We start from the raw sequence: 13,874 nt of genomic DNA, 5'->3' as shown, positions 1-13,874 counted from the left end.
GAGTTTTACGAAACTCGAGAATAAAAAACGCGGCTATGGGCCGCGTTATATATTGAAGTTAGTGTTAGTTATGTTTTTCTAACCTGATACCTGATACCTGATACCTGATACCTGATACCTGATACCTGATACCTGATACCTGATACCTGATACCTGATACCTGATACCTGATACCTAGTGTTTTTTCGCATACGCTTCGGCTTGCTTCCACACTCTTAGAGTATTGCCACTTAAAATCTTTTTAATATCGGTGTCACTGTAACCCCTGTCCATTAAGCCTTGAACTAGGTTAGGGTAGCTAGATACATCCTTTAAACCGATAGGCAGTGAGTCACCTACACCGTCGTAATCAGAGCCAATACCAACATGATCGATACCAATTAGCTTCACAACGTGATCAATATGATCAAGTACTTGCTCAAGACTAGCAAATGGGAAGGGGTTTTTAGCGCGGTACATAGCATCAAAATCTTTAGCTACTTTCTTGTCTTCTTCAGTAATTGTTTGTTTTTTACTTTTGAATTGATCGTACCAACTTCCGGCTTTTGAAGTAACAAAACTTGAACCAAAATTAATTTGGATCACACCGCCGTTCTTTTTAAGAGCTAACAGCATGTCGTCATTCATATTACGCTCAAAACCCGGTGTGTATTTACGCAGTGATGAGTGTGACGCAATAACAGGTGTATTAGACAATTCCATCACTTGATAAAATGCATCATCCGAAATATGTGATACATCAATTAGCATCCCTATATTGTTCATTTCAGCAACCAGCTCTTTACCGAATGGGCTTAAGCCTTTCCACTTGCGACGAATATCGTATGATGAGTCAGAAATATGATTGCTTTGCGAGTGAGCTAGGGTGATGTAACGCACGCCACGGTCAAAAAAGTGCTGTAGGTTTTTCATTTCGCCTTCGATAGGCGATCCATTTTCCATCCCCATGGCAATCGACATTTTACCTTGCTTAAATTGTGCTTCTATATCGCTTGTTGAGCTGGCAATGGCAAACTTATCTGGGGCACGAAACGCAATCGCTTCCATACCATCAATCAATTGATTCGCTAATTGAAAGCTTTTACCTTTGCCTTCAAACTCTAAATGGGCAGGAATATAAATCGACATAAATGGCGCATTTAAGCCGCCTTTTACTGCACGAGGGTAGTCAAAATCGCCACCTTCAGTGGCTTTAGTTACATCCGCCCATTTATCATGAATACGGTAAGGTACATCAATGTGGGTGTCGATTAAAATGGTATCGTGAGCAAGCTTAATTGCTTTATCTGAGGGAGTTATTTCAGCGTGAACTGCGCCTGTTAATGCAATCGACATTGCAGCAACTATTGAGCTTAGTTTTATCATTTATAATGGCTCTTTAAGTTAAAAAAGCCATTGTCTATTTTTACGCCGTGTCTGACAAGTTTACTCGTCGAATTGCGCTTCACTTTGCAGTGCTTTAAATTCACTTTTAGAAATAATGGTGACCGACTCGTGTAGTTCAGAGAAAAATACCATAGCTTCGCCGCTTTTTAATTGCTGATTAACTTGCGCCACTTTACTTTGTATACTGAACTCTTGTTCGCCATAATCTGTGCCTTCACGCAGTACATAGCTTTCAATTAGGTTGTACAGTGTGTCTTTATCAAGTTGTTCAAAAGGAATAATCATAGTCACTCTTTATCGGTGTTATTAAATACACATTGCTTAAAATAATTAGGCACCACTTGCTCTAACCAATACACCGGTTTAAACGGGTTGTTACCGCTAATAAAGCCAACGTGGCCGCCTTTTTCAGAGATACGCAGCGTAACATGCTCACTTACATCCTGACTACTTGGAACCGCTTTAATCGATAGCATAGGGTCGTCTTTGGCATGAATAATTAGTGTGGGTGTCGCAATATCTTTTAAATACGGCATTGCACTGGCTTTTTCGTAGTAATCGTGTGCATTTTCAAAACCATGTAACGGTGCTGTAAGCTGATTATCGAACTCTAATAAATCATCAATTTCCATTAATTGATCAGTGGTGATCGGTATCTGCTGTTTAATTTGCGGTAACTTACGTTGCATCGATTTTTTCATTCGATCGAGCAAGTATTTTTGATAAATTTTCCCCAAGCTTTTACGAATAACATCACTAGATGATGACAAATCATAGGGCGCAGATATCACGGCGGCTGCACTAAGCGGGCAGTGAATCTGTTCTTCACCTAAGTACTTAGCCAGTACATTGCCACCTAATGAAAAACCCACCGCCACAATCGGACGATTTGGAAATTGTTGTTTTAAATGATTAATAAAAAAAGCTAAATCGGCGGTGTCGCCACTATGGTAGGCTCTTGGTAAGCGGTTTACTTCGGTTGAGCAGTTTCTAAAGTGCATCAACACGACAGCAAAGCCTTGCTTTTTTAATGCCTTCATCATGCCTTTGGCATAAAAACTATTTATGTTGCCTTCAAGTCCATGAAGTACCACTGCAAGTGGGGCTGTTTCGTTATGCGGGAGTGACCAAGCAAGCTCGATAAAGTCACCGTCGGGCGTATCAAGTTGCGCAAGTTCGTAGCGAGTATGGTGAAAAGGGCGAAAAAAACGCGGCATTATGGTTTGAACGTGTCGATTGGTCATCCACCATGCGGGTTTGAACTTAGGGATCATGTCTGTACTACGCACTTTGCAATAAACGAAGCGCTAGTGTAGCAAATTTTTTATATTTAAAAATAAAAAGCGCCTAATCAGTAAACTAATAAGGCGCTTTGTGCGTCGTGCTTAATGCTGTTCTTTAATGTCTGCATCGTGTACTTTTTTAATGAAAAAATACACAAAGAAGAGGCATAAACTAATAACGACGCCTAAAAATCCAAATGATAAAAATAGTACTGGGTCGCTAAAAAAATCTCTAAAGAATACGTCCATAATTGCCTCCTGATGTCTATGGGGTAATCATAGGCTGGCTCAGCGGTGCTTGGTATGATCCAGATCAAGCTATTTTCCTGATTATAAAAAGAGCCGTAAAGAAGTTGATTTGGATCAAGTTGGTTGGATAGAGCATAGCGAAACCCAACGAGAGCTAATGATAAAAAGCAGTTACAAGGTAATGAATTACTGTGGATTGTCATTTATGACGATAATTTTTGCTGTAATTGTTTTCCTCTAAAGCGTAGCGTCTCTAAACCTCTTTGTGAGTCAGTCATTTAAAGATCTTTTTGCACAAAGAGAACAGAATGAGAAGTAAATGAGGGCAGACCCAAACAGCAAGGCAGTTAATTTTTTAGCTTTTTACAGTTCCCTCTAAAAGCGCAGTGTCTCTTACACTCTTTGTGAATAAGTTACTTAAGATCCTTGATACACAAAGAGAAAACAATGAGTAGCAAATGAGGGTAACCAGGCTGCTGATCGCTGACAGCCAAAACGAATAGCTAGGAACGAATAGCTTACAAATACAGCGCACTATTATCTGGCGCTGTGCATGCTAATAACTCAAGCCTATTAACTGCATTGATCAACATCTGTTGCTGCTGTTTTTCAAGCTTGAGCTCAGCACTGAGTAGCTCTTTACGAATTACAGCGTAATCGGCAATCTCGGTTTGATTGGCTTTTAAATAGGCGCGTGTGGCTCGTAGGGGCTTCAATGCCAGCTTATCAAACTCACTAATTGATTGCTCAAGCTTATTTAGTTGTGTTTGGCTAATTGTTAGATTGAGAGAATCTAGGTAATACAACAACAGACACAGGTTTACGTTTTTACCTTGCTGGGTTTGGTAATTTAATAGGCGCGCTTGCATGCCATCTTCGCTATAAAGCTGACATGCAAATTGCCAAAAGTTGTCGCTATTGAGCAAGTTCATCGGCGAATGCCTGCTCTTTTTGTTCCATTTCTTCAAGGGCCATAAGTAGATCTTCTTCAACATCGTTAAGCTTAGGCGTAAGTGTGGCTTGTTTAGTAATTAACTCTTTAAGCTTGCCTTTATTTTCGTCGTTATAGAGAGTGTTATCGCCTAGCGCCTCTTCAACGTCAGCTAGTTCTGCAGCAAATTTATCTAATTGCTTTTCAAGTTTTTCAATTTGCTTTTTCAGCGGCTGAATTGCCTTTCTAAACTCGGCCTCTAAGCGTTTTTGCTCTTTACGGTTAACTTGAGAGTGGGCTTTTGGTTCTTCGTCGGTGTCGTTTTTAGCGGCTTCTTTATTTGCATTAAGTAGCCACTGATAATACGCGTCTAGGTCGTAGCCAAATTGAGTGACCTCGCCATTATCAACTAAATAAAATTCATCGGCGGTATTTTTAAGCATATGGCGATCATGCGATACCGTGACCATAGCGCCTTCAAAGCCTTGTAATGCCATAACTAAAGCGTGGCGCATTTCTAAATCAAGGTGGTTGGTTGGCTCATCGAGTAGTAGTAAATTTGGTTTTTGATAAACCAACATAGCCAGTACTAAACGGGCTTTTTCACCGCCAGAAAAGGGAGCTACAGGGTCGAGTGCTTTATCGCCTACAAAGGCAAAACCGCCTAAAAAGTCACGCAATGATTGTTCGCTGGCTTTAGGGTTTAAGCGTTGCAGGTGAGTGACGGCACTGGCTTTTAAATCTAGAGACTCAAGTTGATGCTGCGCAAAGTAGCCAATGTTTAAGCCTTGATGCTGAAACACTTCACCTGCTTGAGGTTGTAAGTCACCTGATAGTAATTTAATCAGTGTTGATTTACCTGCGCCATTTCTACCAAGTAGCGCAATACGGCTGCCTGGTACTAAGTTCAGCTTAATACTGTTTAAAATGGTGACATCGCCATAACCGGCTTTGGCTTTGTCGAGCGTCATTAACGGGTTAGGCAGAGCGGTTGGCTCGGCAAATTCAAAATCAAATGGTGAGTCAACATGTGCTGGGGCAAGTTTTTCCATGCGCTCTAGCGCTTTAACACGGCTTTGTGCCTGTTTGGCTTTACTGGCTTTGGCTTTAAAGCGGGTAATGAACTGCTCTAGGTGGGCAATTTGCTCTTGTTGTTTTTCAAACATGGCTTGCTGCTGCAATAGGCGCTCAGCTTTTTGGCGTTCAAACTGCGAGTAGTTACCTTTGTACACATTAATAAGTTGTTTATCTATATGCCAAATTTGATCAACCACAGCATCTAAAAACTCACGGTCGTGAGAAATAAGTACTAGCGTGCCGGTGTAGGCACGTAAAAAACGCTCGAGCCAATACACGGCATCTAAATCAAGGTGGTTTGTTGGCTCATCCAGTAACAGTAAGTCGGCATCGCGAATAAGCGCTTGGGCTAAGTTTAAGCGCATGCGCCAACCACCCGAAAATGCACTTACCGGGTTTTCTATTTGATTATTAGCAAAGCCTAAACCATGTAACAGCTCACCTGCTTTGGCTTCAATGCTATAGCCTTTAATATTTTCAAGCTGAATATGCACTTTAGCTTGAGTGTCGCCATCGTTATTTTGCTCGGCTTCACGCAACGCAATTCTTAGTGCGTAGTATTCAGGGTGGCCTTGCAGTACGTAATCTATGGCGCTTATTTCAAGGGCGGGGGTTTCTTGCTTTACCGAGGCCAGTGACCAATCTTTAGGAATACTGCAATTACCACCATCTAACGAAAGCTCAGACTTTAATAAACTAAATAGCGTTGACTTACCACAGCCATTGGCACCAACAAGGCCCACTTTGTGCTCTGGGAATAATGTAGCCGATGCATTTTTTAATAAAGCTTTGCCACCGCGAAGCAGTTCTATTTCTGAGATTTGGATCATAAATACGTTACTTTACTGTGCCTTGATTGAATTGCCGCCATTATAACACGGATCTTATTAGCCATATCAATCGTATCAAGTAGGCAAATATTGCGATAAAATAACGTTAGTCAAAACGGTAGGAAAAGCGAAGTGAAACATAAAAAACGATTTATTGCTGGAGCAACGTGTCCTGAGTGTAAAACCATGGATATGTTAATGCTTTACAAAGAGCACGACGTAGAAAAAGTTGAATGTATGCAGTGTGGTCATAAAATGGCTCAACCAGAGCAGGCTGTGCAGGCATCAACACGCCAATTTGAACAGATCATTGGCGTGTTTAATCCAGGCGACTAGCGCCTTGCTAGTGCTGCTTAATAATGCGGCGGCGGTGGCTCTGGCATATTCGACATCATAGGCTGTGATGACTGCGATTCTTTGAGTTTTTCAGCCAGCAACTCGGTTTGGCGCTTTATTTTTGCCAACTGTTGCTGGTGAACTTTTATTTCATCATTTAAAATTTCAATCGTTTCGTCTTGAAAAGCCACTTTAGCCTCAAGTTCCATTAACCGATGTTCAATTGTGTTCATTTGGTTCTCGTATAATAAAGCGCTCAGCGATTCCGCTTGAGCTTTCAGTTAACAATGATTTACCGTTATCTGTAAATGTCACATCAAGTACCACTGCTGATTTTGGCTTGCTGCCTTCTCGCGGGGTCACTTGCCATGTTTGAATTTTTTCACCACTATTTAGCTGCCATAAATCCACTCGTTTGTTTGGTGAACCTGTTGCTAATAAAGTGCCTTGGTCGTTAAAGCGCACCGCAGTAAAAATTTTCTGACGCGCAATATACTTTAGTTTACTGACAAGGTCACCTGTAGTCAGCTTCCATACATTTGCTTGTGCCATACTGTCGGCGGTAAAAGCATAACGCCCTTGAGGATCTAAAGCGACTTGAGTTACTCGGGTTGGGTGATTAAAGCGATGAATAACTTGTCCACTTTGGGTATCCCATAAGTAGGCCACATAATCGTTTGAGCCGCTCAATGCATAGCGCCCATTAGGTGATAGGTCTACGGTGTTTACTTTATCTTGGTGGCCTAAAAATTCAATGCGTCTGCCAGTATTAAGGTTTATAAATACTACAACGCCATCGCTACGCCCGTATAAAACACTGTTGCCTTGGTTACTAATGGCAATATCGCGAATGCTGGCTTTTTGTATTTTATAAAAACCTTTATTTTTTCCTGAGGCAATATCCCAAACGGCGAAGGTGGTTTTTTCGGCGGTAACAGCCACGCTATTATCAAAAGCAATGGCTACAGCGTAAACAAGGCTATCTTGCGCTTGTTGTTGAAACCATTGGTATTTAAGGGCTTGCTGTTGATTATCCCAAAGTGCGACCCCATGATTGATAGAAGACACTAAGCTGTATTGACCATCATGCGAGAGTGCGGATGAGAAAGCACCTTGTGCCGTGTGCTCAAAGCTAGCCACTGCTTGTTGTTTTTCATCACTACATGCAATTGTTAATAAACAGCAGGTAGCAACTAAAAAAGTACGAAATAACGACATATTACAGGTATTTCCTCTTAACTCTTCGTGACTGAGAGGTTAGACTAGGTTGCGAAAAACGCCTAGGTTGTTTGTCTAATCACTGGATATGTTTTTAGTTTAGCTATTAAACAAGCAGCCTACCATGTAGGCCGTTAATCTTTAACTAGTAATATTACAATAAATGACAACTGCAAAGTGTGTCGGAGATTTAAAATGAGAAAGACGATTAAATTGTCATTGATTGCAGCGTCAGTTTTAGCGCTTACAGCTTGTAATCAAGAAGCAAAAAAAGAGCAAGCAGACGTTAAACTAGATACTGTAGCGCAACAACAAGCATACGGTATTGGTGCATCTGTAGGTAACTTTTTAAATAAAGACCTAGCGGATAAAAAAGAAATTGGTATCGAATTAGATCAAGCATTATTAATGCGTGGTTTTGAAGATGCACTTGCCGGTAATGCTAAAATTGACGAAGAAAAAATTCGTGAAGTATTAACAGCATTAGATGAGTCAGTGCGTACTAAACAAGAAGAAAAAGCAAAGGTAGAGTCTGAAAAAAGCAAAGTTGAGGGTGAAAAATACCTAGCTGATAATGCTAAAAAAGAAGGCGTAATGGTTACTGAGTCTGGTTTACAGTACGAAGTAATGAGCGAAGGCGAAGGCGCTAAGCCAGTAGCGACTGACGTGGTTAAAGTACATTATAAAGGTACTCTTTTAGACGGTACTGAATTTGATAGCTCTTATTCACGTAACGAGCCAACAACTTTCCCACTAAACCGTGTTATTCCTGGTTGGACTGAAGGCTTACAGCTTATGCCTGTAGGTTCTAAGTATAAGTTTACTATCCCTTCAGATCTTGCTTACGGTGACCGTGACTTAGGTAAAATCCCTGCTAATTCAACACTTATTTTTGAAGTTGAATTATTAGAAATTCAAAATGATGCAGAAGCTGCCGCTGCAGAATAAGCGTTATTGATTAATAAAAAAGGGACTCAAGGTCCCTTTTTTATTGTGTTGAATAACTAATTAGTCAGTGTGATTAGAATATAAGTTATCAATTAACTCATCTTCAAGTGCAAAGCGCGCTTCTAGTGCTTCACCCATGACTGATAGGTCGTTATCAAATCCGGTTAATAAATCTTCTGCATCTACCTCTGCGTATTTATCGTTGAAATCCAGAGCAATGTCTGTGGTATCTGAAATACGTGGGTATATAGTATTAGCAAGCTGCTGGCTTTCTAGGCCTTTCTTTTCGCAAGCTTTGGCAATATCGTCGTACACTTCAAAGTGGCCGGCTGATAGGTAATCCATTAAGATTTGGCAAAATGCTTGAATTTGAGACGGTTCAGGCAAAGATTGATCTTTTTTCTCGTAAGGTGAAAAGCCCGCAATCTTACAATAAAGTACAATTAGCTCTTGGCGTTCGTTTAACCAATTGTCGATGACCGTATGGCTACCCCCCCACTTTTGTTGAGCTTTTTCTACACGCTTCAGCATAATTCTTCTCCTAAGCTGGGTTGGATTTTTAATTGGTATTAATGTTTATATTATCCAAGATATATTTAATTGACGTGTATATCAACAAGTAAAATAGATGTAATACCAGAGAGAGTTTTGTTTAAGGGAATAAGTTGTAAGTATTTATTTCAGGCAAGAAAAAACCACCTATTACGGTGGTTTAATTTCTTTATTAGACTTGTTTAAACAAGCATTCTTATTTTTATTAGAGATTTTTATTATTTTTATATTAACGATTTTTGTTATTGTTTTGTTAACGCGGGAGTAACAATATCAAGCTTTTTTGAATGTTGCAAATAGTTTAATGGAAAGTTTTTTTTATTAACGTTTGTTTGGTTGTTTTGTGTACAAAAAGAAGTGAAAATTAAAAATTACTTGATCTGGCGCTACTCTGTGGCGATTTAATCGCTTAGCGATAGAGGGGGCGGGAATATGGTGGTACAATCTTGCACAATTTCTAAAAGCCCTAGGACTCTATACGCTATGAGCGAATTAAAAAACGACCGTTATTTACGTGCCCTTGCCAAGCAACCTGTTGATGTCACGCCAGTATGGATGATGCGTCAAGCAGGGCGTTATTTACCTGAATACCGTGCTACACGTGCACAAGCGGGCGATTTTATGAGCCTGTGTAGAAATGCAGAGTTAGCCTGTGAAGTAACATTACAGCCTTTGCGCCGTTACCCATTAGATGCCGCTATTTTATTTAGTGATATTTTAACTATTCCCGATGCAATGGGATTAGGCTTGTATTTTGAAACGGGTGAAGGCCCTAAGTTTGAACGTCCAATTTCGTCACTAGCCGATGTTAAAAAAATTCCTAAACTCGATCCTACCGATGAGCTTGGCTATGTAATGAACGCCGTGAGCACCATTCGTCGTGAACTTAAAGGCGAAGTGCCATTAATTGGTTTCTCGGGTTCGCCTTGGACACTTGCAACTTACATGGTTGAAGGCGGAAGCAGTAAAGTTTTTGGTAAAATCAAAAAAATGGCTTTTGCTGAGCCACAAACACTGCATTTATTGCTTGATAAGCTAGCTGATTCAGTGATTGATTATTTAAACGCGCAAGTTAAAGCGGGTGCACAATCACTAATGATATTTGACTCATGGGGCGGGGTATTGAGCCCACGTGACTACAATGAGTTTTCACTGCAGTATATGCATAAAATCGTTGATGGCTTAATTCGCGAAAATGACGGCCGTAAAGTACCCGTTACTTTATTCACTAAAAATGGTGGCCAATGGATTGAGGCAATTGCAGCAACAGGTTGTGATGCAGTAGGCCTAGATTGGACTATTAATATTGGTGATGCTAAACGTCGTGTTGGCGATAAAGTGGCGCTACAAGGCAATATGGACCCATCAATGCTTCACGGCACGCCAGATCGTATTCGCCAAGAAGTGGGTACTATTTTAGAAGACTTTGGTACAGGCAATGGTCATGTATTTAACTTAGGTCATGGTATTACACCAGATGTTGACCCAGAAAATGCCGGTGTATTTATTAACGCCGTGCATGAGCTAAGTGCGCAATATCATAAATAGTTTCTAAATAACGATGAGTTATTAAAAAAGCCCGCTTGATTCAAGCGGGCTTTTTGTTACCTAGCGTTAAATATTACTTAAACAAGCGGTTTAAGCCATTTAATGCCGCAACCCGATAGGCTTCTGCCATAGTTGGGTAGTTAAACGTTGTATTTACAAAGTAGTCGATGGTGTTGCCACCATTTTTTTGTTCCATTATAGCTTGGCCAATGTGAACAATTTCAGAGGCACGCTCGCCAAAGCAATGCACGCCAAGTACTTCTTTGGTTTCAGTGTGGAACAATATTTTTAAGCTACCCACATCGGTGCCTGCAATTTGTGCGCGTGCTAAGTGTTTAAATTGCGCACGTCCCACTTCGTACGGTACTTTTGCAGCAGTTAATTGCTGCTCTGTTTTACCGACAGAACTCATCTCAGGGATAGTATAAATACCGGCTGGAATATCAATAATCAACTTTTCATCGCAGTTACCACAAGCGATGGCATCAGCGGCAATTCGACCTTGATCAAAGGCAGCACTCGCAAGGCTTGGGTAGCCAATCACATCACCTACCGCATATACGTTATCTACTTCAGTTTGGTAGGTTTCGTTTACTTTTACTTGCCCACGGCTATCTGCTTTCAAGCCAATGGCTTCAAGATTAAGGGTATCAGTGTTACCGGTTCTGCCATTGGCAAATAAAATACAGTCAGCTTTAACGCGTTTACCTGATTTTAAATGCATGATAACGCAGTCATCGCGGGTTTCAATGCGATCAAATTCTTCGTTATGACGAATAACAATACCGCTATTCCAAAAGTGATAGCTAAGCGCATCAGATATTTCTGTATCCATAAACGCCAATAAGCGATCGCGAGTATTCACTAAGTCGACTTTGGCACCTAGCCCTTTAAAAATAGACGCATATTCACAGCCAATTACACCGGCACCGTATATAAGTACGCGATGCGGGTCGTGCTCAAGGCCTAAAATAGTGTCACTTTCGTAAATGCGTGAGTGGGTAAAATCAACCCCAGGTGGACGATAGGGGCGTGAGCCGGTAGCAATAACAATCGTTTGTGCAGTAAGGCGTTCAGTAGAGCCGTCATTACGTCTAATTTCAATAGTGTGTTTATCAACAAAGCTAGCATCACCCTGGAACATATGAATACGATTACGATCGTAAAAACTGCTGCGTAAGTTTGATTGCTTTGAAATTACCGAACTGGCGTGGCGTAAAATATCAGGGAAAGTGAGCCTCGTAGGGCGCTCGCCTACGTTAAACAAAGGATTCGCTTTGTATTCAATATAGCGGCTAACCGAATGGCGAAGTGCTTTTGAAGGAATGGTTCCCCAGTGAACACAGCCACCACCTACGGCAGTTTGACGTTCAATCACCGCTACTTTTTTGTTACTTTTAGAGAGGTTCATAGCGGTCCCTTCACCGCCAGGACCCGTGCCAATAATGATTGCATCATATTGGTAGCTCACGGGTACTTTTTTCTTTTCTGGTTGTTTGGCCACAGCCACTCCTATTTTAACTAAAAGAGGCTTTTAATAACCTCGCATTAAGTGCTAGCCATGCCTGTTTTTGTGTTTCCCAGGCGGCTTCAAGCTCGTAATATTGTGCCATTAATGCCGAGCATTCACACTGCTTTGCCATATTATTTTTTTAGCTTCCAACACTTGTTTTTGTAATGAGCAATAATTTTGCAGCTTTTTAAGTAGCAAATCGTACTCTTGTTGTAATAATGTAAGCTTATCTTGCGCTAAAGGCAATTTTGCAAGGCGACCTTGTGTTTTGCTCTTTAAGGTTTCTGCTTTGGCTTTTTCAATGCGCTCAACCGGTGTGCGCTTTAATTTACTCGCTAAACCAATGGCAGCGAGTGAGCGGATCATCCATTTTGTTGGGTCGTAATGAAACCATTTAATGCCATTGCGGTAATCGCTGGCAAAAATATGATGGAAGTTATGATAACCCTCACCGTAGGTAAATAGTGCTAAAAAGCCATTGTCTCTCGCGGTATTTTTTTCAGTGTAAGGACGTGAACCCCAAATGTGTGCTACTGAGTTAATAAAAAAGGTAAAGTGCTGACTCAGCACTAAACGCAATAAGCCTGCTAACAGTAACATGCCCCATACATCACCAAGCATTAAGCCGAGTACTAGCGGTAAACCAACATTCATGGCAATTACCAATTTTAAGTAATGCTTGTGCTGCCACATAACAATTTTATTTCGCTGTAAATCACGACAGTTGCTGTAATCATCGTAGCTGTCGCCTTGGTAGTCGCGAAGCATCCAGCCAATGTGACTGTACCAAAAGCCATTAGTGGCGGCATAAGGGTCTTTAACTGGGTCATCAACTTGACCATGGTGAATTCGATGATCGCTACTCCAATGCAATGCACTGTTTTGTAGCGCAAAGGCACCACCAAGGGCAAAAATAAATTCAACCACAGGGTGAGCGTTGTAAGTTTTGTGCGCCCATAAACGATGGTAGCCCGCGGTGATCGATAATCCTGCAAAAAACATGCAAGCTACAAAAGCAACCCACTGCGTGCCTGTAAAGCCATAGTTAAACCCATACCAAGGTACAAGTGTAATAGCAGCCAAAAACGTCAGGCTAAAGAAAAGGACGTTGGTCCATATAATCGGTGGTTTTTTCATGTTTCTCATTTCTCAGCGTACAACTGTACGCTAAAATAATATTTCAATCTGCTGCCGTCAAGTATTAGACTGTACTATTAGCTATTTTTTTAATTAAAAATTTATTACAAATTCACTCAGGGAGCTGTTGATGTCGGGTGTTAGAGCACAACAGAAACAAAAAACACGACAAGCATTAATTGAAGCTGCATTTAATCAACTTAGTGCTGATCATAGCTTTTCTAATTTAAGCTTGCGTGAAGTAGCACGCGAAGCTGGTATTGCGCCTACCTCTTTTTATCGTCACTTTAAAGATATGAACGAGTTGGGCTTAACCATGGTTGATGAAGCGGGTTTAACCCTGCGCCAGCTGATGCGCCAAGCACGCAGACGAATAGCCAGTGGTGGCAGTGTCATCAACACCTCTGTGGTTACTTTTATGGAGTTTATTGATAACTCAAGCAATCAGTTTAGACTTTTGCTGCGTGAACGCTCAGGTACCTCAAAAGCATTTAGAGCAGCAGTGGCACGTGAAGTTAAACACTTTATTTTAGAACTCGCACATTATTTAGAAAGTGAAACCCCCTGCGATGCTATTCATGCGTATATTCAGGCAGAAGCCATGGTTACTTTGGTATTTAATGCAGGCGCTGAAGCGCTCGATATTGAAGGTCAGCAACGCGATGAACTGATTGAGCGAGTTATATGGCAGTTACGTTATATTACGCGCGGCGCGTCAAATTACGTACGTGCTGAAAATAAAGAATAAATATTAAAAAAGTTAAAATAAGCGCTGTATTTTACAGCGCTTATTAATTTAAACCTGCTCTAGGTTTAAGTTGGATATTTTATTCTGTTATCCAATTTTGTTTGAATTTTAAATCCCC

At 40.9% G+C, this 13,874-nt stretch carries 13 protein-coding genes and 1 pseudogene; 4 read left to right on the top strand and 10 right to left on the bottom strand.

The window, feature by feature from the left end:
- Positions 1-174: 174 nt before the first annotated feature.
- From P20439_RS07110 to P20439_RS07090, 5 genes are all read right to left on the bottom strand, one after another.
- Positions 175-1,365, bottom strand: coding sequence for a dipeptidase (locus P20439_RS07110; RefSeq protein ID WP_008465631.1), 1,191 nt, complete (start codon positions 1,363-1,365; stop codon positions 175-177).
- 60 nt (positions 1,366-1,425) lie between these two features.
- On the bottom strand, positions 1,426-1,671 hold the full coding sequence (locus tag P20439_RS07105) for a YheU family protein (protein WP_008465630.1): 246 nt from the start codon (positions 1,669-1,671) through the stop codon (positions 1,426-1,428).
- 2 nt (positions 1,672-1,673) lie between these two features.
- Positions 1,674-2,660, bottom strand: a complete 987-nt coding sequence (locus P20439_RS07100; RefSeq protein ID WP_008465629.1) for a hydrolase — start codon at positions 2,658-2,660, stop codon at positions 1,674-1,676.
- Positions 2,661-3,436: 776 nt separating this feature from the next.
- Positions 3,437-3,850, bottom strand: coding sequence for a TIGR02444 family protein (locus P20439_RS07095; RefSeq protein WP_008114222.1), 414 nt, complete (start codon positions 3,848-3,850; stop codon positions 3,437-3,439).
- Positions 3,834-5,756, bottom strand: a complete 1,923-nt coding sequence (locus tag P20439_RS07090; protein ID WP_008465626.1) for an ATP-binding cassette domain-containing protein — start codon at positions 5,754-5,756, stop codon at positions 3,834-3,836. The genes P20439_RS07095 and P20439_RS07090 overlap by 17 nt, the downstream gene beginning before the upstream one ends.
- 132 nt (positions 5,757-5,888) lie before the next feature.
- On the opposite strand from P20439_RS07090, the gene P20439_RS07085 reads away from it, so the two are divergent.
- Positions 5,889-6,092, top strand: a complete 204-nt coding sequence (locus tag P20439_RS07085; protein WP_008114218.1) for a YheV family putative zinc ribbon protein — start codon at positions 5,889-5,891, stop codon at positions 6,090-6,092.
- A 17-nt stretch (positions 6,093-6,109) separates the two neighbouring features.
- Here P20439_RS07085 and P20439_RS07080 read toward each other — a convergent pair whose 3' ends face one another.
- On the bottom strand, positions 6,110-6,325 hold the full coding sequence (locus P20439_RS07080) for a SlyX family protein (protein WP_008465625.1): 216 nt from the start codon (positions 6,323-6,325) through the stop codon (positions 6,110-6,112).
- A complete protein-coding gene (locus P20439_RS07075) occupies positions 6,312-7,310 on the bottom strand; it encodes a WD40 repeat domain-containing protein (RefSeq protein ID WP_008465624.1) in 999 nt (332 codons plus the stop codon). The genes P20439_RS07080 and P20439_RS07075 overlap by 14 nt, the downstream gene beginning before the upstream one ends.
- 195 nt (positions 7,311-7,505) lie before the next feature.
- Between P20439_RS07075 and fkpA the strand changes: the two genes are divergently transcribed.
- Positions 7,506-8,258: an FKBP-type peptidyl-prolyl cis-trans isomerase gene (gene fkpA / locus P20439_RS07070; protein ID WP_008465623.1), complete on the top strand. Its 753-nt coding sequence runs from the start codon at positions 7,506-7,508 to the stop codon at positions 8,256-8,258.
- Positions 8,259-8,318: 60 nt separating this feature from the next.
- Here fkpA and P20439_RS07065 read toward each other — a convergent pair whose 3' ends face one another.
- Entirely contained in the window at positions 8,319-8,789 is a 471-nt protein-coding gene (locus P20439_RS07065) for an Rsd/AlgQ family anti-sigma factor (RefSeq protein ID WP_008465622.1), read from the bottom strand.
- 504 nt (positions 8,790-9,293) lie between these two features.
- Here P20439_RS07065 and hemE point away from each other — a divergent pair.
- Positions 9,294-10,358 (top strand): uroporphyrinogen decarboxylase, encoded by a 1,065-nt coding sequence (gene hemE, locus P20439_RS07060; protein ID WP_008114207.1) that lies wholly within the window; start codon positions 9,294-9,296, stop codon positions 10,356-10,358.
- A 73-nt stretch (positions 10,359-10,431) separates the two neighbouring features.
- On the opposite strand, the gene sthA is transcribed toward hemE, so the two are convergent.
- Together sthA and P20439_RS07050 are read right to left on the bottom strand one after the other, a co-directional pair.
- Positions 10,432-11,862, bottom strand: a complete 1,431-nt coding sequence (gene sthA / locus P20439_RS07055) for a Si-specific NAD(P)(+) transhydrogenase (protein WP_008465621.1) — start codon at positions 11,860-11,862, stop codon at positions 10,432-10,434.
- 13 nt (positions 11,863-11,875) lie between these two features.
- A pseudogene (locus P20439_RS07050) lies at positions 11,876-13,008 on the bottom strand (acyl-CoA desaturase).
- Between the two features lie 130 nt (positions 13,009-13,138).
- On the opposite strand from P20439_RS07050, the gene fabR reads away from it, so the two are divergent.
- Positions 13,139-13,756: an HTH-type transcriptional repressor FabR gene (gene fabR / locus P20439_RS07045; RefSeq protein ID WP_008114202.1), complete on the top strand. Its 618-nt coding sequence runs from the start codon at positions 13,139-13,141 to the stop codon at positions 13,754-13,756.
- The last annotated feature ends 118 nt before the right edge of the window (positions 13,757-13,874 follow it).

It is taken from the genome of Pseudoalteromonas sp. BSi20439, assembly GCF_000241165.1.
GTDB lineage: Bacteria > Pseudomonadota > Gammaproteobacteria > Enterobacterales > Alteromonadaceae > Pseudoalteromonas.
The sequence above is the reverse complement of the archived record's forward strand: the minus strand, read 5'-3'. Positions and strand labels throughout refer to the sequence as shown.